The organism is Candidatus Puniceispirillum marinum IMCC1322 (assembly GCF_000024465.1).
Taxonomy (GTDB): domain Bacteria; phylum Pseudomonadota; class Alphaproteobacteria; order Puniceispirillales; family Puniceispirillaceae; genus Puniceispirillum; species Puniceispirillum marinum.
On the sequence record NC_014010.1, the window covers coordinates 1,545,863 to 1,565,553 of the forward strand.

19 protein-coding genes are annotated in these 19,691 nt (G+C 49.6%); 9 read left to right on the forward strand and 10 right to left on the reverse strand.

Features of this window, described 5'->3' with window-relative positions; genetic code table 11:
- Positions 1 to 54: 54 nt before the first annotated feature.
- Positions 55 to 1,068, reverse strand: coding sequence for a glycine betaine ABC transporter substrate-binding protein (locus tag SAR116_RS07180; protein ID WP_013046261.1), 1,014 nt, complete (start codon positions 1,066 to 1,068; stop codon positions 55 to 57).
- A gap of 200 nt (positions 1,069 to 1,268) precedes the next feature.
- A complete protein-coding gene (locus tag SAR116_RS07185) occupies positions 1,269 to 2,003 on the reverse strand; it encodes a class II aldolase/adducin family protein (protein ID WP_013046262.1) in 735 nt (244 codons plus the stop codon).
- 274 nt (positions 2,004 to 2,277) lie between these two features.
- On the opposite strand from SAR116_RS07185, the gene betB reads away from it, so the two are divergent.
- Positions 2,278 to 3,708, forward strand: a complete 1,431-nt coding sequence (gene betB / locus SAR116_RS07190) for a betaine-aldehyde dehydrogenase (RefSeq protein WP_013046263.1) — start codon at positions 2,278 to 2,280, stop codon at positions 3,706 to 3,708.
- Here betB and SAR116_RS07195 read toward each other — a convergent pair whose 3' ends face one another.
- On the reverse strand, positions 3,709 to 4,866 hold the full coding sequence (locus SAR116_RS07195) for a glycosyltransferase (RefSeq protein ID WP_013046264.1): 1,158 nt from the start codon (positions 4,864 to 4,866) through the stop codon (positions 3,709 to 3,711).
- Positions 4,856 to 5,326, reverse strand: coding sequence for an Lrp/AsnC family transcriptional regulator (locus tag SAR116_RS07200; protein ID WP_041861260.1), 471 nt, complete (start codon positions 5,324 to 5,326; stop codon positions 4,856 to 4,858). The genes SAR116_RS07195 and SAR116_RS07200 overlap by 11 nt, the downstream gene beginning before the upstream one ends.
- Positions 5,327 to 5,527: 201 nt before the next feature.
- Here SAR116_RS07200 and SAR116_RS07205 point away from each other — a divergent pair, with 201 nt between their 5' ends.
- A complete protein-coding gene (locus SAR116_RS07205; RefSeq protein WP_013046266.1) occupies positions 5,528 to 6,493 on the forward strand; it encodes an RsmD family RNA methyltransferase in 966 nt (321 codons plus the stop codon).
- A 7-nt stretch (positions 6,494 to 6,500) separates the two neighbouring features.
- On the opposite strand, the gene SAR116_RS07210 is transcribed toward SAR116_RS07205, so the two are convergent.
- Positions 6,501 to 7,331, reverse strand: coding sequence for a TrmH family RNA methyltransferase (locus SAR116_RS07210; protein WP_148212269.1), 831 nt, complete (start codon positions 7,329 to 7,331; stop codon positions 6,501 to 6,503).
- A gap of 221 nt (positions 7,332 to 7,552) precedes the next feature.
- On the opposite strand from SAR116_RS07210, the gene SAR116_RS07215 reads away from it, so the two are divergent.
- Positions 7,553 to 8,545: a GlxA family transcriptional regulator gene (locus SAR116_RS07215; protein ID WP_013046268.1), complete on the forward strand. Its 993-nt coding sequence runs from the start codon at positions 7,553 to 7,555 to the stop codon at positions 8,543 to 8,545.
- 43 nt (positions 8,546 to 8,588) lie between these two features.
- Here the strand turns inward: SAR116_RS07215 and SAR116_RS07220 are convergent, their stop codons facing one another.
- From SAR116_RS07220 to SAR116_RS07230, 3 genes are read right to left on the reverse strand one after another with little or no spacing between them, the layout of a single operon-like run.
- Positions 8,589 to 9,002: a SufE family protein gene (locus SAR116_RS07220; RefSeq protein ID WP_013046269.1), complete on the reverse strand. Its 414-nt coding sequence runs from the start codon at positions 9,000 to 9,002 to the stop codon at positions 8,589 to 8,591.
- Between the two features lie 35 nt (positions 9,003 to 9,037).
- The gene (gene scpA, locus SAR116_RS07225; RefSeq protein WP_013046270.1) at positions 9,038 to 11,209 is read right to left on the reverse strand and encodes a methylmalonyl-CoA mutase; all 2,172 of its coding nucleotides are present in this window, start codon (positions 11,207 to 11,209) and stop codon (positions 9,038 to 9,040) included.
- Positions 11,202 to 12,926 carry a methylmalonyl-CoA mutase family protein gene (locus SAR116_RS07230; RefSeq protein WP_041860842.1) on the reverse strand — a complete coding sequence of 575 codons (1,725 nt, stop codon included), beginning with the start codon at positions 12,924 to 12,926 and terminating at the stop codon, positions 11,202 to 11,204. The genes scpA and SAR116_RS07230 overlap by 8 nt, the downstream gene beginning before the upstream one ends.
- Positions 12,927 to 12,994: 68 nt before the next feature.
- Between SAR116_RS07230 and SAR116_RS07235 the strand changes: the two genes are divergently transcribed.
- The gene (locus SAR116_RS07235; protein ID WP_013046272.1) at positions 12,995 to 14,494 is read left to right on the forward strand and encodes an ArnT family glycosyltransferase; all 1,500 of its coding nucleotides are present in this window, start codon (positions 12,995 to 12,997) and stop codon (positions 14,492 to 14,494) included.
- A gap of 22 nt (positions 14,495 to 14,516) precedes the next feature.
- Here the strand turns inward: SAR116_RS07235 and mntR are convergent, their stop codons facing one another.
- On the reverse strand, positions 14,517 to 14,957 hold the full coding sequence (mntR, locus tag SAR116_RS07240; protein WP_013046273.1) for a manganese-binding transcriptional regulator MntR: 441 nt from the start codon (positions 14,955 to 14,957) through the stop codon (positions 14,517 to 14,519).
- Between the two features lie 213 nt (positions 14,958 to 15,170).
- On the opposite strand from mntR, the gene SAR116_RS07245 reads away from it, so the two are divergent.
- From SAR116_RS07245 to SAR116_RS07265, 5 genes are all read left to right on the forward strand, one after another.
- Positions 15,171 to 15,476, forward strand: a complete 306-nt coding sequence (locus SAR116_RS07245) for a DUF1244 domain-containing protein (RefSeq protein WP_013046274.1) — start codon at positions 15,171 to 15,173, stop codon at positions 15,474 to 15,476.
- A gap of 17 nt (positions 15,477 to 15,493) precedes the next feature.
- Positions 15,494 to 15,745, forward strand: coding sequence for a DUF2312 domain-containing protein (locus SAR116_RS07250; RefSeq protein ID WP_013046275.1), 252 nt, complete (start codon positions 15,494 to 15,496; stop codon positions 15,743 to 15,745).
- A 20-nt stretch (positions 15,746 to 15,765) separates the two neighbouring features.
- On the forward strand, positions 15,766 to 16,665 hold the full coding sequence (gene pyrF / locus SAR116_RS07255; RefSeq protein WP_013046276.1) for an orotidine-5'-phosphate decarboxylase: 900 nt from the start codon (positions 15,766 to 15,768) through the stop codon (positions 16,663 to 16,665).
- Between the two features lie 165 nt (positions 16,666 to 16,830).
- The gene (locus tag SAR116_RS13865) at positions 16,831 to 17,376 is read left to right on the forward strand and encodes a cold-shock protein (RefSeq protein WP_013046277.1); all 546 of its coding nucleotides are present in this window, start codon (positions 16,831 to 16,833) and stop codon (positions 17,374 to 17,376) included.
- 55 nt (positions 17,377 to 17,431) lie between these two features.
- Entirely contained in the window at positions 17,432 to 18,661 is a 1,230-nt protein-coding gene (locus SAR116_RS07265; RefSeq protein WP_049757505.1) for an MFS transporter, read from the forward strand.
- On the opposite strand, the gene trxB is transcribed toward SAR116_RS07265, so the two are convergent.
- A complete protein-coding gene (gene trxB, locus SAR116_RS07270) occupies positions 18,658 to 19,602 on the reverse strand; it encodes a thioredoxin-disulfide reductase (protein WP_013046279.1) in 945 nt (314 codons plus the stop codon). The genes SAR116_RS07265 and trxB overlap by 4 nt on opposite strands.
- Positions 19,603 to 19,691 lie beyond the last annotated feature (89 nt).

Consider the following 19,691-nt stretch of genomic DNA (forward strand, 5'->3'; position numbering starts at 1 on the left):
ATATTAATAGGTCTGCCAGTTTCCTGGCAGACCAAAGTTTTGAGTGAGGCTGTCTTACAGAGCTGCCTTAACTTTTGCCGCAACATCTGCTGATACCCAGCTTGACCAGACATCACTATGCTTTGACAAGAACTCATAAGCGGCATCTTCACCATTTGCTTGCTCTTCTGTCATGTAAACGAGCATACCGTTCATAACCGGGCCTGGGAAAACACGCTTTGTCAAATAGTCATTGGCATCACCAGCGCGCTTCTTGAAGTCATCAGTAATAACAGTGTTCACAACTGACTCTGTCCAAGCAGATGGCTTTGGATCTTCACACTCTTGCTCTGGCAGGGCAATACAACCATCCCAGTTATCTGCGCCAGCGAAAGGCACGCCGAAATCCATCATCTGCATGTCGTATTTACCAATCATATCAGTTGGTGCCCAATAGTAACCAAGCCAGTTCTGATTGCTATCTGCTGCTTTTGAAATTGAGCCATTAAGACCTGCAGATGAACCTGGATCAACCAGCAACCAGCCCTTAGCTTCCATATCAAAGGCACGATACAGATTATTTGTGGTCAACTGGCAATTCCAGCCTGATGGACATGTATGAAGCGCACCTTTTGATGGGTCTTCTGGATGCGGGAACAAGTCAGGGCGCTCAATAACATCCAAAACAGTCTTCAATTCAGGATTGTCTTTCAACGTGTGCGGCAAAACAAACCAACCTTCACCAAGGCCTGTGATTGGTGCGTCAGACGCAATATGCAAGCGGCCTTCATCAACGGCCACAGCAAGAGGGCGCGCAACAGCATTAGCCCATAGCTCAGGCGCAATATCTGGCACACCCTTTTCCATCATTGACGTGGCAGTAGGCATTGTGTCGCCTGGCACGATTTCAACTTCGCAACCATAGCCTTCTGACAGGATGATTTTGTCAACTTGCGCCATCAACGCTGCTGAATTCCAGTTCATCTCTGCAATTGTTACAGTTCCACAATGGCCATCGGCAGATGCCTGACCGGCAAGACCGATCGCACCTGAGGCAATAATGGCTGTAGATAAAAGTAGCTTTTTCATTTGGGTTTCCTCTCCCGTTTCTTAATGTTGGGCACTTTGTGCCACTGTTATTGCCATAAACTTTACTTATGACATTGCAAAAAATAGTTCAAATCACGACATATGACGATGCAATTACACCATTTATAAATAGCCAAACTCATCTAACAGATGCTGTGATTTATTTTTATAGAAGTAGTTTAACGCCTTAAACTATCAAATCAATGCCTATATTCTGGCTCTTCTTTGTCAAGAATGGTGCGAATCGCCTTCAGATAGGCCTCTTGGTCAATATCATAATGTTCCCATTGCGATGCTGTTTTTTCAGCAACATCGTCAGAAATATACGCTAATGGCATGCCTGATGACAAAGCCGTTATATATGTGCGGCACCCACGCTCGAAATGATAAGCAAGGTCAAATGCCAGTGACGGCGTTTCAGCTACCGTCATCAAACCATGGCTTCCCATCATCATGGTACGGCGATTGCCAAGCAAGGTCGATAAACGTTCCGCTTCATCATCAAGACCCATGCCATCAAAACCGTTATCTATTGCAACTCTGTTATGATAGCGGCAGGTCGTCTGGTCAATTGCGGGTAAGGATGGGTCTTTTAATGCACTCAGCGCGGTCGCATAATGCGTGTGAAGATGCACGATACATCGCGCCTGGGGGTTATTACGATGCATCGCACCATGGATAGCCCATGCTGTCGGATCAATATTATCACCTTGTTCCTTGGCTGACTTACGCGTGTCCAGCAGCAATAGATCACTGGCTTTCATTTTCGAGAAATGTACACCATAGGGATTCATCAAGAATTGCTGACCGTCATCTGAAACAGCATAGGAAAAATGGTTCGCTATACCTTCATGCATATTTTCACGTGCTGTCCATCTAAAAATGGCGGCTAGATCACAGCGTGCTTCATCAAGATCAACAACTATGTTTGACATCGGTTACCTCCCAGACTTTATCACAATGCTTAATTGGATTCATGATTCATCTATTGCCATGGTGCCGAAGACATTGGGGGTTTGTCCAGACCAATTTATTGGCCAAAGATGAACCAGAATTGACATTTAACGCATAATCGGCAAAGGCTGATACTTAAACAAGCTGGTTTGATATTTGGCTGGCTGAATAGGGGGCAGATTGATACGAATGCACCCGAAACATAATATTTAAGAATCACAATTCTAGAATCCTATTTAACAAGGTTAAAGAATCATGCAGAGATGCCAGTCCATAATCGCAGGTAAACCCGTTGCAAGCGGCGAATCGCCAATCGAAAAGCGTTATCCTGCAACAGGTGAAATTATCGCCCATATCGAGCCGGCAACAGAGGCAATGCTGGATCAGGCGGTTACCGCCGCAACAGCCGCGCAAAAAATATGGGCGCGCACTGACCGCACCGAACGCGCACGTATTCTGCACAAAGCAGCCGACTTGATGCGCGACGCGAATGATGAGCTAGCGCGCCTTGAAGTGCAGGATGTTGGCAAACTATATAGCGAAGCGGTGTCAGGCGACGTGCCTAGCGGCCCTGACGCACTTGACTATTTTGCATCTCTATCGGCAACCATGACAGGCGACCATTTTAGCTGGAACGATGCCATCGGTTATTCCGAACGCATCCCGCTTGGGGTTTGTGCTGGCATTGGGGCGTGGAACTATCCGGTTCAGATTGCATGCTGGAAAGCCGCGCCAGCACTGGCGACTGGCAATGCCTTCATCCTAAAGCCATCTGAAGAAACTCCTCTTAGCGGTCAACGCATTGCCGAACTTTTCCATGACGCAGGTCTGCCGGATGGTCTGTTCCAGATCATTCAGGGCGACTACCGCATAGGCAAAGCAATTTGTGAACATCCGGGCATAGCCAAGATATCCCTTACAGGTGGCGTCGAGACTGGCAAGCTGATTATGACACAAAGCGCATCCACACTCAAAAAAGTAACTTTAGAGCTTGGTGGCAAATCACCGCTTATTGTGTTTGATGATTGTGATTTTGACTTGGCTGTTCAAACTGCGCTTGACGCTAATTTTTATACCGCTGGCGAAGTATGCTCAAATGCTACCCGCGTTTTTGTTCAGGACACAATTGCCAAAGATTTCGTCGCTGCGATGGTTGAAAAAGCGAGCGCAATGAGCGTAGGCGACCCTATGGCTGCCGACATACAGATGGGGGCATTGATTTCCGAAAAGCATCTGGGGCGGGTTCTCGATTATGTGGATATCGGACGTAATGAGGGTGCCACCATTGCCACAGGCGGTAACCGCGTGCACCCGCAAGGGTTTGAAAATGGCTATTTCATGGAGCCCACAATTCTGACAAATTGCACCGACAATATGCGAGTTGTTCGTGAAGAAATATTCGGCCCCGTGATGTCGGTTCTGACTTTCAGCACCGAAGATGAAGCCGTAACCAGGGCAAATGATACTAAATTTGGTCTTGGAGCTGGTCTCATGACCAAGGATTTGGTACGCGCACACCGTGTTGCTCGCCAACTTGAGTCAGGCAATGTATGGGTGAATACATTCAATATTCTGCCGCCGGGAATGCCTTTTGGCGGCGCCAAGAATTCGGGCTTTGGACGGGAAAATGGCATCTATGCCATTGAAGCCTACACTGAAGTCAGATCAACCTATATTCAATTATAGTCATTCAAATAGGTTTGGCGGTTTGGTTGGTGCGTAATGCGAGGCCAGCATGCTTTGCAACTTGGCTGATTGGGTTGACGCGTCGAATTCGGCGCGCAACTGGCGTTGGGCTTTTGCCACCATCGCTGGCACATCGGATATAGACGCAAAGCGCGTTAGTGCCGATGCTAGCGACGCACTGTCATTTTCCGTTGCCAGAATACCGCTGGCATTGTCGGTAATGATTTCGGGAATCCCGGCATGATTAGTGGCGATCACCGGACAACCAGCGCGAATAGCTTCAAGGATCACCGTTGGTAATCCCTCACAATCACCATCTGGCGCTTGATGACTTGGCACCACGACCGCACAGCATGACCGCATCCGCAAGGCCAATTGTTCGGGTGTTTGCCAGCCCAGAAACGAAACATTCGGAATGCCGTTTGCCATCTTACGAAGATGATCCGCATCCGGACCAGTGCCTGCAATATCAAGACCTTTTATACTATCAGCCTTGCCACTTTGATGCAGCATTCGCAAGGCTGTCAGCAAAACATCAACGCCTTTTTTACCTACCAAACGACCAATGAATAATAACCGGCCATCCCGTGATGTTGGCGCTTGAATATCCGCTAGATTGATTCCGATATAATGGGTGATCAGCTTATGCTTTGGGAATCCTTGCGCCTCAAGCCGTCTTGCCACAAAATTGGATACGCATAAAAATCCATTCGCATAGTCTTGCAGTGCCGTCAGACGCCTTTGATAGATCGTGGGCAACAAACGTTTACGATCATGCGTAAATTTGGTTGCATCACCACCATGATAGGTCACGTAAAGCGGGATACCTAACCGCTGTGCAACTGGCAAAGCCAGCGCACCCCCGCGGCCAAAATGCGCATGAAGAACCTGCGGCTGCAATGCCTTCAAAGACTTATAAAATGGTGAAAATCCGGTTTGTTTAAAAATCGTCGTGCCAATGGCTGTTCGCGCTGTTTGGAGCTTTGGTGCATGAAGCTCATTGGCGCGCCAGCCAATTTTATTTGCAAGATAGACTGGGCGTAATCGGTCGAAACTGATGTAATGCGATGCAATGAAACCTTCCGAGGGCAATAAAAGCTTATCCCTGAAAACAAGGCAGGTGTGATGGTGCGCATCATTTGGCATATCAATTGGCATCCTCACTCCCTGGCAGGGGTAAAGCAGTGGTATATTTTATTTCTTCCATCGCAAAGGATGAACTCACATCGGTGAGTTCTACATTGGCAATCAATGTTTGGTAAAAACGATCATAGGCCTTCATATCCGGCACCACAACCCGAAGCAGATAGTCAACCTCACCACTCATGCGGTAAAACTCCACAACTTCAGGCATACTTGCGACCATATCAGCAAATTTTTTGAGCCAGTCAGCATTATGCTGATCGGTGCGCACGGCAACAAAGACCGACATGCCCACACCCATTTTCTGCGGATCCAGCAAGGCAACACGTTTCCGGATCAAGCCATCTTCTTCCATGCGCTGGATGCGTCGCCAGCACGGCGTTACCGACAAGCCCACCTTGCGCGCAATATCGGCGACAGGTTGGGCTGCATTGTTTTGAAGTTCGGCAAGAATTTTTCTGTCTGTTTTATCCATGATATAAAATCCATTAAGTTTTGAGCAAAATTGGCGGCAAGAACGCAAACAACACGCAAAATCATTGCTAATTTGTAACACAAATACAGATAATAGGGAAAAAATATCTAATTTTACAAGAATGCCATTATTGTGAATATCCTGAACAAGGCCTATTTCAGCGCTTGCAATCATCGAAGGCTATCGGCAGTATCACGCCTCATGGCACAGACAGAATCAAACCTTATCAATCCAGCCTTAGCTAACTTGCCGCAACCTGTCATTGTGACCAGCAATGACTGGCATGATTATGCGCTTATCGATAGCGGCCATCAGCGCAAGTTAGAACGATTTGGAAAATTTTATTTTATTCGTCCTGAACCACAGGCGATGTGGTCCCCGCGCCTTGATGAAAGTGCATGGAAAGCCGATGGCGTCTTTGTTGCCAGCCATAGCGAAACTGACAGCGGTGAAGGTGGTGGCTGGAAGCTGCAAAACAGCCTGCCTGATAATTGGCTGATCAATTATCAGAATTTGCGCTTTTTTGCGCGCCCAACACCATTTCGCCATCTTGGCTTTTTTCCCGAACAGGCCGCGCATTGGGACTGGTGTGCTGAGGCGATCAAACAGCGCCTTATCAGCCAGCCAGACTCACGTCCGCGAATACTGAACCTGTTTGCCTATTCAGGCGTTGCAAGTTTGCACGCCGCCGCCGCCGGTGCTGATGTCACACATCTTGACGCCAGTAAAAAGGCCGTAGCTTACGCTTTTGAAAATCGCGACGCGTCGGATATGCAAGATGCACCAATCCGCTTTATCACCGACGACGCCATGCGTTTTGTCGAACGTGAAATCAGACGTGGACGCCACTATGATGGTATTATCATGGATCCCCCAAAATATGGCCGGGGGCCAAAAGGCGAATTCTGGCGCATCGAAGACGACCTGCCAGCTTTATTGAAAGCATGCCGGAATTTGTTGTCAGACAATCCTCTTTTCATGGTGTTGACCATTTATGCCATTCGCGCATCGTCCTTGGCTGCACATTATGCCATGGCCGAAGCGGTCAATGGTCTTGGTGGCACCGTCACCTCCGGCGAGCTGGCTGTGCAAGAAGACATGATCAAAGAGCATCACGCACCGCGGGTGGTATCACAGGCCAATTTTGCCCGCTGGCATGCTGGATGATGTGAGCCTAGCGCCGGTTTCGCAACACCTCATATAGAGTGACGCCTGTCGCCACAGCTAGATTCAACGAGTCTGAACGTCCCAGCATCGGCAGACGGATCAACTGCGTACAAAGCTGCATCAGGCTAGGCGGCAAACCAGCCTGTTCATTGCCCATTAAGATCATCAATGCGCCACTATAATCAGCATCACGGTAATCAACAGAGGCTGGCAAGGCCGTACCAATAATCTGGCCGTTCTGGTTTGTCCATTGCTGGGTAAATGCAACGAAATCTGACTGATTGCATTGCACAATTTCAACATTGAATATAGCCCCCATTGATGCGCGCACCGCTTCAACCGAATAGGGGTCTGTGCAATCGTCAATCAGGATGATGCCTTTGGCACCTGCCGCATCGGCACTGCGCATGATGGTGCCCAGATTGCCTGGATCACGAACACGATCAAGCGCCACCCATGGACGAGATAGATCGGGCGTAACCGCGTCAAGGTCGGTCCATTTTTGCCGAAATGCACCAAGCAGCATTTGCGGATTGTCTTTCCGACTGATTCGCTGCAACAGCTTTTCGGACATCGGCAAGGCTCGTCCATCCGCGCGATCAAGTGCATCCAGCAGCTTTCGCACATGTGTTTCATTGTCACGACCTGCCAGAAATGCAAGCCTGTGCATATCCCAACCAAGCGCTACAGCTTCATTGCATATGCGCGTTCCTTCAGCCAGAAACCAGCCTGACTGGCGCCGGTACTTGCGTTCATGCAAAGCACGCAGAAACTTGACCTCAGCATTGGCGGTGCTGGTAATTGGCGCAGGAATAGTTACATGGTGGTTATTTTTCATGAGCGCTATGTAGCAAAATTGTGGAAGTGACACCATAGCTTGTGCATCTGCGAAAATGCACACAGCACAGCACCATAGCCCGGAAACAGTCATGCAACCGTAATGAATGTTTATTTTAGATCAAAATAACGTAAATTTGCACTTTTTTATTTGGTTTGCGACAAATTCGCCATAGTGTGATGATTACAATAAGGGTAAAACCCGCCGCTTTGAAGGATACCATGATGAGCGAACAAACCATCAAAAGTCTTTTGCGAAATGACGATCAAACATCGGCGCAAAAAATTGGATTTTTACTTTTAAATGATTTTTCCATGCTGGCTTTTTCCGCTGCGATTGAACCTTTGCGGCTAGCTAATCGGCAAAGCAATAAAGACCTGTTCGACTGGGTGATTGCCAGCATTGATGGATCCCCAAGCAAGGCCAGTAATGGCGTGGTTATTTCGTGTGATGGTGCATCTGATATTCTACAGAACTGCCGCATGGTATTCGTTTGTGCTGGCGTCAATGTCCGCGCCAATACCAATAAAACGGTATTGAATATTGTCCGGCGTCTTGACCGCAATGGTGCCGTGATTGGCGCGGTCTGTACAGGCACTTATGTCATGGCGGCGGCTGGTTTGCTAGAAGGACGCCGCTGCACGATACACTGGGAAAATATCGATGGGTTGGCCGAGGAATTTCCTGAACTAGAAATCACCAATGACCTGTTTGAGGTTGATGGCACACGTGTCACGTGCTCGGGTGGAACCGCGGCTCTTGATATGATGTTGAACCTGATCACGCAAACACATGGGGCACAGCTTGCGGCCGAGGTATCAGATCAGTTTATTCATGACCGCATCCGCGAACCCACCGACCGCCAACGTATGGAGTTACGTTCACGTATTGGTGTCAGTCATCCGAAGTTGCTTGCCGTTGTGAAAACCATGGAAGACAATCTGGAAGAACCACTGGCGCAAACAGCCATTGCCCGCATGACAAATCTGTCAACGCGGCAGCTTGAACGTTTATTTAGAAAATATCTGAATACCACGCCAACTCGTTACTATCTGAATTTGCGACTAGCGCGTGCGCGGCATCTTTTACGACAGACATCAATGTCGATACTGTCTGTTGCACTGGCTTGTGGTTTTGTTTCAGCATCGCATTTTTCGAAATGCTATCGTGAATGCTATGGCCGAACACCGCGCGCTGAACGAAGTCCAAATTAGCGCCGTTTTAAATGCCTCAACACCATAATCGATAAAATGATGCTTAATGAGCCGCAGCCTTGATCGCCCCCAGCATGCTGGCAAGACCATTTTTTCGCGTTGCCGAAAGATGCGAATCAAGCCCTATCGCGCTCAGGAAATCAGCCTCTGTTTCACGAATTTCACGAGCGTCACGTCCTGAATAAACCCGAAGTAACAGCGCCACTAACCCTTGAACAATTGCGGCGTCGGATTCCGCCAGAAAGATGATCTTGTCATCATCCTGTCGTTCACTGGCAAAATAGACAACTGACTGGCAACCCCGAAGCCGGTGATCATCATCACGATATTGCGGGGGAAAATCTGCTAACTTACGCCCCTGATCGATCAATAATTGATAGCGATCCTCCCAATCATCAAAGAATGAGAACTCCTCGATGATGGCTTGCGCTTCTTCTTTGGCTGTATTGACCGACATAACACTTAATCCATTTCATTTAGGGTCGCTATTACCTAACTGATATTGCGCCGACGTGCCAGCAGATCAAGTAGGCGTGATGCCGCATCAACAGATTTTGTTCCTGGCAGAAACACCGCTGCCGCGCCGGCTTTGCGCAAAGCCGGAATATCACCTGGTGGAATCACCCCACCTACGACCAGTTCGATATGCTGACCTTCACCTTTATCAAGGCGCTGCCGCAAGGCTGGCACCTGACTAAGATGACTTGCCGCCAATGTCGAAATACCAACCGCATCGACATCCATCTCAATAGCCATCTCATAGACTTCATCCGGATTTTGAAACAGCGGTCCGATCGTGACATCAAACCCGATATCGGAAAAGGCCGATGCAATAACCTTCTGTCCGCGATCATGCCCATCTTGGCCAAGCTTAGCGATCAGAATACGGGGTGGACGGCCAGTTGCCGTTATAAACGCCTCTACCCGCGCTGTCAGAATCGACAGGTCCTCCGCGCCTGTCATCTGTTGTCGCCAAACCCCCTTCACCGCTTTGATTTCAGCTTTATGACGACCAAATTCTGCCGCCAGTGCCGATGATATTTCGCCAACTGTTGCCTGGCATCGCGCCGCTTCAATGGCAAAGGGCATCAGATTTTCCGATCCAGATGCAGCATTTTCCAGCGCCGCTAATGCCGCCTTGACCTTGGCTTCATCACGCGCGCGCTTTAGCCGTTTCAACTGGGCAATTTGCTGAGCACGCACATCGGCATTGTCAATGCGGCGTACTTGCACTTCTCCATCAGTTGTATCGGTGTCGGCGGTCTCATTTGCAGGCTGATATTTATTAACCCCAATGATCGTTTGGGCGCCTGAGTCGATCTTGGCTTGGGTGATGGTGGCGACCTCTTCTATGCGCAATTTTGGCAACCCGTCTTCTATCGCTTTAGCCATACCGCCCATGGTTTCAATCTCACCCATATGCTGGCGGCATTTATCCGCCAGATCACGTGTCAGACGTTCAATCAGATAAGAACCACCAAATGGATCAATGACATGCGCCATATTGGCTTCATGTTGCAGATGAAGCTGGGTATTTCGGGCGATCCTAGCCGCGTAATCAGTGGGCAGTCCAAGCGCTTCGTCAAGTGAGTTAGTATGGAGCGATTGCGTTTGCCCTGCCACCGCCGCCGCCGCCTCAATACAGGTGCGCGGCACATTATTAAACACATCCTGCGCGGCCAGCGACCATCCCGATGTCTGGCAATGCGTGCGAAGCATCAATGATTTCGGATTTTTTGGCGCAAAATTCTGCTGCATAATTTCAGCCCATAACAGGCGTGCTGCTCGTAATTTTGCGATTTCCATATAAAAATTCATGCCTGTCGCAAAGAAAAAGGACAAACGTGGCACAAAAGCATCAACATCGAGCCCAGCCGCAACCCCAGCGCGGACATATTCCAGCCCGTCTGCCAGCGTATAGGCAAGCTCCAGATCAGCCGAGGCACCAGCTTCCTGCATATGGTAGCCCGACACAGAAATAAAATTGAATTTTGGCATATGGTCAGCGCAATAGGCAAAAATGTCAGAAATGATCCGCATCGAGGGTGCTGGCGGGTAAATATAGGTATTACGCACCATAAACTCTTTCAGCACGTCATTCTGGATCGTGCCTGTCAAGGCTTCAGGCGGCACGCCCTGGTCTTCCGCCGCAACGACAAATAAGGCTAGAATAGGCAAAACAGCTCCATTCATCGTCATCGACACACTCATTCGATCAAGCGGAATATCACGGAACAACACATTCATATCCAGAATCGAATCGATCGCAACGCCTGCCATGCCCACATCGTCGGCAACAAGCGGATTGTCCGAATCATATCCACGATGCGTTGGCAAATCGAACGCGACCGAAAGCCCCATCTGGCCAGCCGCCAAATTCCGGCGATAAAAGGCATTGGATTCTTCAGCTGTCGAAAATCCGGCATATTGGCGAATGGTCCAGGGCCGTATCGCATACATCGTTGGATAAACACCACGTAAATAAGGCGCAATGCCCGGCTGTTGCCCGGCTATGTCAGCCATCGACATATCTTGCGGCATAGCCATCGACTCAATATCGATCGCCTCTACCGTATTATAATGCCCACGATACGTGGATGTAGCCCCGCGAAAAGACGCCGCATCAGCAAGGCTTAGTTTGGTAAAGTCAGGAAAATCACGCATCTGTCTGCTTTCCTAACAATAAATCAAGTGCATCAATTAGCGAGCTTTCACCCGTGATATCCGCCGCCGCAACAAATATAATATCTGGCATGAGGGCAGACATATCAGCGCGCAGATCGGCAATAGCTTCAAGTGTGTTACCAATATATATGACCACATCGGGTTTAGCCGCACGAATATCACGCGCTGTATCATCACCAACGACAAGCGTTATCACTGATAATCCGCCAATTGCACATAGCTGATCGCTGTCTTTCTTGAGGGACTGCAATGGCTGATCCATAGTACCCGATGGCAACAGACATATGATACGTGGTTGCCGGGCTAAGGCTTTACGACGAAAGTCTTCGATGATCTGAGCAGGGCGTACAATCAAAGCCCCATCAGCGCCCCAGCCACCAGTGACAATATCAGCGACTGGCACCATGTCAGGTTGCAATGTCACGCCCAGAAACTTGGCGTCACCCGTGACAAGCCTGGCATTAGCTTTCGCCTGTCCTTCGCGGGCCAAATCAGCAAACACATTATCCTTGTAACATGATGATGCGCCACCCTGACTTTCCAACGTCTGGAATGTCGCCCATGCCGCTTTTGCTAGATCATCGGCGCGCGCTTCGATAAAACCCGAACCGCCTGCTGGGTCAATCGCTTTTGCAATACCTGATTCCTCGATCATCAATAATTGCGTCATGCGTGCCAAACGACGGCCACGGACACTTTCGCCCGTCAGAATATCATGCGCAAACCCTGTCAAAGCATCAGCATTACCCAATGCCCCACCTAGCAAAGCTGTTGTTGAGCGCAGTATATTCACATCCTGATCCAAAAGACTGAACATCCGTAACGACGGGGCCGCATGTAAACGCAGACGATACTGATCAGGGTCAAGACCAAGAGCTGCAACAATGCCCGCCCAGCCATGTCGAACTGCCCGGCACTTGGCAAGGCCAGCATATAGATCAGCAGGCAAGGCGATGGTCACTTCGATCAGCGCGGCGATCGTCGCAGGGGCAATACCCGCCTCCATGGCACGCCGCATGATATCGGTAACCGATGATAGAATGATCGCCAATTCATTGACCGCCGTGACACCCTTATTATGCCAATGCCATCCATTGACCGCAAAAATAGATGTTGGTATTTGTGTAGCCGCGCGGTTAGCAAGCGCAAAGCCAGCCGCCAGTATGACATCCGGATCGGCATCTCCTTCTGCCACAAAGGGATCTAATCCGGCATGCAGATTGGCCTTGCTGATATCACCGTCAATATGTGCGATAAATCTGTCCACCAGCTGATACGTGCTGGCACCGCTATCTAAATGCACACCGACAGCGGGCAGCATGATGCCATCGAACAGCCTGCCAAAGTCAATCTGTTCATCCTTATCCGCACGAAGCCAAAGCGATGTTGCGCCCTGTTCGACATCATCAATTATGCACTGGTTGATGGCTTTAACATCGCCACTTATGTGCAATGGTTGGCGTACATCCCATCCAAATGCCACCCGCTGGGCTGGGTCCTGTGACAGACGTCGCACGCTTGTCGCCATATCGCCAGCAAGCTGGGCTGAACCACCGTCATAAAGGGCGTCAATAATCAGACCGTCTTCGTCATGACGTCGCAAGCTATCCACCGATGCGTTCCGAAGCATTTTTTCAACCGCAGCAACCCAGTCATCACGAGAGGCTGGGGGAAAACAATTATCAACTGATGACATGATATGCCTTTGTCTCATATAGTTCTCAGCAAAGCTAACAGTCACGATTGGTCAAATCAAGGATGCCCATGACCCCGAGCCGTAATACCCCAAACAGCAATTTTCGGCACCCCCCTAAAGCGCATGACGTGGCCATAGACCGCTGGATTATGGGTTTGCTCATTCTTGTGACAGTAATACGGAGCCTCGCTATCTTGATCAGCCCCTTGGAACTGGGTGTTGACGAAGCGCAATATTGGGCATGGAGCCAAAAACCCGATTTCGGATATTTCACCAAACCCCCTCTTATTGCCTGGATCATAGGACTGTCATATGCCCTGTTTGGACATGAAGTCTGGGCCGTACGTCTGCCAGCGCCATGGCTTCATCTTCTGACCACAATCATATTATGGCGAACGGCAAGCTGGGTAGCGGGACCTAGTGCGGGACGCTGGGCAGCCATTATATGGATTGCCCTACCCATCATTTCGGTTGGTAGCTTTGTCATGTCAACCGATACACCGCTTTTGCTGGCGCTGAGCGTAGCCTTGATGATGGTCATTGGTATTCTGCATAATCGGTTTGACCCGTTTCAAGGCATGTTTATCTGTGGCCTGGCTGTTGGCGTTGGCTTTCTGGCAAAATATGCGGCCATATATTTTCTGGCGGGCATCCTTTTATGGGCTCTATGGAACCGACTCGCAGGGACGATCAATGCCATCAGCATCCGGCATTTATGGCTCTTTGGTCTTGGCATGATCATCGCTGCCAGCCCAAATATAATATGGAATCTAACCAATGATCTCACCACTGTGCGGCATCTTGGTGATAATGCCAATATTGCCAAACAAAGTTTTGATCTAGCCAAAGTTGGCGGCTTTATGCTGGGTCAACTTGGCGTTGCGGGCCCTGGTATCTTCATACTTATGCTGGGCATTTTGCGCCCCCCTTTCAGCGCCGGCTCAAAAAGGCTGATGATATGTCTGAGCCTGCCAGTATTGGGCTTGATGAGCATTCAGGCCTTTATCAGCGATGCCAATGCAAACTGGGCTGTTGCCAGCTATCCGGCGCTAACCGTCTGGCTGGCGTGCTGGATCGCCCAGACAAATAGGTGGCGCTGGGGACTATTGGCCAGCGGCATCAACGTAGCCATTGCGATCATCATTATCAGCGCCAGCATGGCCGGCAGTCTTGGCGTTTTGACCCCCGCATCCGATCCGCTTCGCCGATTGCGGGGGTGGCAAGCACTGGCCACCGATATAAACGCCGCCTTGGAACAGCATGATGCCAAACTCTTGGTCGCAGATAGACGTGCTACAGCAGCATTGATGGGATGGTATTTTCACAATAGTGACATTGATATTGCCATATATGACAGTGATGGTATTCCCGGCAATCATTACGAACGCAACCACGCCTTTGGCCGTGCGGTGACTGGCACGCGTGCGCTTATCGCTGTTGATGGGCGCGCGCAACCACCGGCCTTGCCACAGGTGAACTGGCAGGCCAACTCTTCAATCTCCGAACATGTGATTTCAAATAACCGTAGCCGCAAGCTATTTATATTTGCTGGTACGCAGACGCCTTAGTACCCCAACGTACAACCCAGTCTTACAACCCAGTCTTGCTTTTTGTGATCTGTTCAAAGATCGCCAATGTTTCAGGGCTGACATGATGTTCAACCCCCTCGGCATCTTCTTCGGCGATCTCGGCAGACACGCCAATCGTTATCAGAAAATCACGGACAACGCGGTGTCTGTCTTGGCTTCGCTTGGCCAGATTCTTTCCGGCCTCAGTCAGAAAAATAGACCGATAGGGTTTACTTTCAACAAGCTCAGCACGTTGCAGACGTTGAATGATGGCATTGACTGTCGGGCTGGTAACACCAAAACGCGCAGCCAGATCGACTGTACGCGCTTCACCCGTTTCCTTGATAAGCTCGGCAATCATTTCGACATAGTCTTCAGCCACCTCGCTTTGGTGCGCACGGCGGATGCGGTCAAACTTTGCCGCACTTGTTGCTACATCATTTTGGTCATCTTCATGCGTCATGGGAAACCAAATCCTCCATGGCGAAAGTTAAAACATTCCTCACAATTTAGCCACACCAAAATTTGTTGAAGCCTTTTATAATTTTTAAGATAATCGATTATTCAGCCAACGAGCTTGCGCCGCTTTCTAGGCTTATATAGGATGGCGACATACATCAAATAGACGCCCTCAGATCATGACAGTGTGTCTAACAAACCTCGATGAAAGACAGCTATGGATAAGGCCACCCAAACTGAATTAGAAGCGGCAGCATTTCGTCGCCTTGTCGCGCATTTGCAGGATCGAACCGATGTCCAGAATATCGATATGATGAATCTGGCTGGGTTCTGTCGGAACTGCATGTCGCGCTGGTATCGCGAAGCCGCCGAAGCCGATGGCATAACCCTTAGCGATCCTGAAGCCCGAAAATTAATTTACGGGATGGATTACGCCACATGGAAAGCCACCTACCAAACCGAGGCCAGCCCTGATCAACTGGCAAAAATGAAACAATCCCATGACCATGAAAAGAAGGACTGATCCATGTCAGCAAACCCATGTCTGTAATCCCCGGCACCGGTGCGGGCGCCGAACAGCTCACCCAGTTTATTGAGCGTATTGAACGTCTGGAAGAAGAAAAACGTGCCCTTATGGCGGATATCAAAGATGTCTATGCCGAAGCGAAAGCCACCGGATTTGAACCAAAAATCATGCGGCAGATTGTGCGCATGCGGGCCATGGATCGCGACCTACTTAGTGAGCAGGATGCGCTTCTCGACACCTATCGTGACGCACTTGGCTTGCGCTAGCGCATGGGGTGATCGCTGCGATGGATAAATTTGGCGATCGCCTTGCCGAGGCAAACAGACAGACACAAACACCGCTATGCATGGGCATTGATCCGCATGTAACGATGATACCTGCGCTATTTGGCAATGCCGCCGCCGAAGCTGGAAGCGACGAAGCTCTATCTACTATTGCGAATTTCTGCGATGCCTGTGTAAAGGCGGCAACAGGCCGTGTGCCAGCTATCAAACCGCAAGCTGCTTTTTTTGAAATGCAGGGGCCAAAAGGCATGCAGATTCTGCAAGATCTTGGTCATGCGGCGATTGATGCCGGTCTGCTTGTTATCATGGATGCCAAACGCGGCGATATAGGCAGTACATCAACCGCCTATGCCAAAGCATGGATCGGACATGACGCCCTGTTTCCATCCGATGCTCTGACCATCAATCCTTGGCTTGGCATTGATACACTTGAACCATTCATCAATCAGGCTGACGCTACCCATAGCGGCTTGTTCATCTTAAACCGGACAAGCAATCCGGGGGCGGGCGATCTTCAGGATCGCATGGTTGATGATAAGCCTCTCTATATGCATCTTGCCAATATGCTAGCGCCAATTGCAAGCACCCGAATTGGCACATCCGGCTGGTCATCAATCGGTATTGTCGCTGGGGCAACTTGGCCTGCCGAAGCCAACGCATTGCGAGACACTTTACCAAACACACCTTTTCTGGTTCCCGGCTTTGGGGCGCAAGGCGCCGGTGCCGAGAAAGCGCTAGCTGGTCTGGTGCGAAGCCAAGATCACTGGCAAGGTGGTTTGATCAATAGCACCCGCGGGCTGATATTCCCCGAATCGGCGCGCGACGCTACATCCATTGATGTATGGCATAACGCCATTTTGGCTAAAATTGACGCGGATAAACATCTGCTCAACAGCATTTAACCAAAAAAGAAACGATTTCTTTACCTCGCTCACGCAAACGTGAACCAAACACCCCATAATTATCATTTATGATGCTTGTATAAGGTCATTAAAAAGCAACAAAATATATGAATTGTTTTATGTGGTCATAGAGCAGATTAATGTTGAATATTGTGGGTGAAACCTATGGCAAAAGATACTAAGTCTGTAAAGTCGTCAGAAATTGAAAATTCCGAAAATGGTGAGGCTCTGGCTCCCAGCGCACCATTGCGTGAAATAAAAGAGGGTGAGCTAGTCTGGTACAATGAACGCAAAGGCTATGGTTTCGTTAAGATTGACGATACCGAAATCTTTCTGCACCGATCAACACTTGATCGATTTGGTTTGATACGGCTTTTGACTGGCGATCGGGTGAGCGTGTCTCTCACAGAAAACGAACATGGAAAAGTCATTCAGGATTTGCTGACTGTTGAACGGCCAGTTAGTCCGGCACCGCCAATGGCGTCAGCACCTGCAGATGATGAAGTGCGCGCTGTGGTCAAATTTTTCAATGATGTTCGTGGCTATGGCTTTGTCACGGCCGAGAATATTGACGATGATGTTTTCGTCCATTCCCGTGTGCTTAGCGATTGCGGTTTCCACTCACTTCTGCAAGGACAGAAGCTACTGGTGAAAGTTGACGATTCTGGTCGCGGCCCTCAGGTTCAGGCCGTTCGGTTGCTCAACGAATAAAACTCTGTTACTCCAGCTAAAGGCCAACGTTACTGGCTCTTAAGGCCGGAGGCGTATGATGTCACTATTTTCTAAGCCTAGCGCATGGATCATAATCCTGCTGGCCGGATCGGCGATGGTTTCCGCAACGCTGGGAATTCGCCAGGTCTTTGGTCTTTTTGTCCTGCCTGTCTCAAGCGAACTTGGCGGCGGCTTGCAGTTTTTCTCGCTTGCCATTGCCTGCCAGAATATTGTGTGGGGCATATCATCACCATTCTTTGGCGCTGTTGCGGATAGGTATGGAGCCTGGCGTGTGGCGGCATGTGGTGCTTTGCTCTATGCCATCGGCCTGCTATCAATGGCATTATATGTGACCGAAGCGGGCGTGCTTATTGGCCAGATTTTCATTGGCATGGGATTGGGTAGCGCTGGCATTTCGATCGCTGTTGGCGCGGTTGCCCGCGCCGCTCCACCGGAAAAACGGTCATTAGCGCTTGGCCTCGTCACCAGCTTTGGCTCCTTTGGCCAATTTGCGCTTGTCCCCTTCACCCAGGAATTGATGTCAAACTATGGATGGCAAACAGCGCTTATCATTTTATCCGTGATCATGGCTTCAATGGTTGCCATGTCACTTGGCTTGCGCGGCGATGGCCAGTCAGACCAAAGCAAAGCTAGCGTTTCAGATATTGCACATTTGACGGCCACCAGTGCATTGCGAAGTGCGGTTTCTAGCCGTGACTATATCCTGCTGACCACTGGCTTTTTTGTTTGTGGGCTTCAATTAGTTTTCATCACCACACATTTACCAACCTACCTTGCTGATGCTGGAATTGGTCTTGAGGTGGCTGGTTGGGCGCTGGCGCTGATTGGTTTATTCAATATAGTGGGTGCCTTCATTTGTGGCTGGCTTGGCGGCATAACATCCAAGAAAAACGTGCTGGCAAGTGTCTATTTATTGCGCGGTCTTGCCATAGCTGCCTTTATCTTGACGCCTGTCACGCCAGTCTCGGTATTGCTCTTTGGCGCGGCCATGGGGCTTTTATGGCTAGGCACAATACCCCTGACTAGTGGCCTGATTGTGGTTTTCTTTGGCCCCAAATATTTGAGTATGCTCTATGGCGTTGTTTTTCTCTCTCACCAGATCGGCTCATTTGTCGGCGCGTGGGTTGGTGGCCTCTGGTATGATGCCTATGGTAATTATGAAGCCATGTGGTGGCTGAATGTCGGCTTTGCTGTCTTTGCCTTTATTATAAACTGGCTGATCCGTGAGCCAGTTTCCAAAGCACCTGCTTTTGCCGCTGGCTAGCTTTGCTCGCCAAGCCAGCGTTCAGCATCAAGCGCGGCCATACATCCCATACCTGCCGCGGTTACAGCTTGCCGGTAAATTTTATCGACACAATCACCGGCGGCAAAGATACCATCTACAGATGTGCGTGTGCCGCCCTTTTCCGCAATGATATAGCCTTCATCATCAAGCTCGACCGCCTCTTTAAAAGCGGCTGTTGCTGGATCATGTCCGATAGCAACAAACATACCATGGACAGCAATTTCTTTATCAGCTTCGCCAGTTGTTGAGGCCAAACGGACACCCGTTACGCCGCCATCATCTCCCAGAACTTCGGCAACTTCACGATTCCATTCAACGCTGATATTGTCCTTTTTAAAAAGGCGGTCCTGCATGATCTGTTCAGCGCGCAAACTATCGCGGCGATGTACTAGTGTGACCTTATTACAGATATTCGCTAGATACAGTGCTTCCTCAACCGCCGTATTACCGCCGCCAATAACAGCGACGTCACGTCCTTTATAAAAGAACCCATCACAGGTGGCACAGGCTGATACGCCGCGGCCATTAAAGGTTTGCTCGGAGTCAATACCCAGCCAGCGTGCCTGCGCACCGGTTGCCAGAATCACCACATCGGCGGTCATTGATGCGCCTGAATCCAAACTTATACGAAACGGACGTGTGCTGGCATCGATGGTCGTCACAAGATCATAGATCACCCGTGCCCCCACATTTTCGGCCTGGGTCTGCATTTCGGTCATCAACCATGGTCCCTGAATAACATCGGCAAAACCCGGATAGTTTTCTACATCGGTGGTAATTGTCATCTGCCCACCGGGTTGTAATCCAGCGATAATCACAGGTGAAAGATTGGCGCGTGCCGTATATATCCCGGCACTAAGGCCCGCAGCGCCAGCGCCAATAATAACAACATGTTCATGGGTAGATGATGATGCAGACATGTAACTTCTCTTTTCGACAGAAAATAAGGATGATGATAAGCCCTGACGGGGTGTTATTTTCGGTTTTACATGCTAGCCTTGCTCAATGA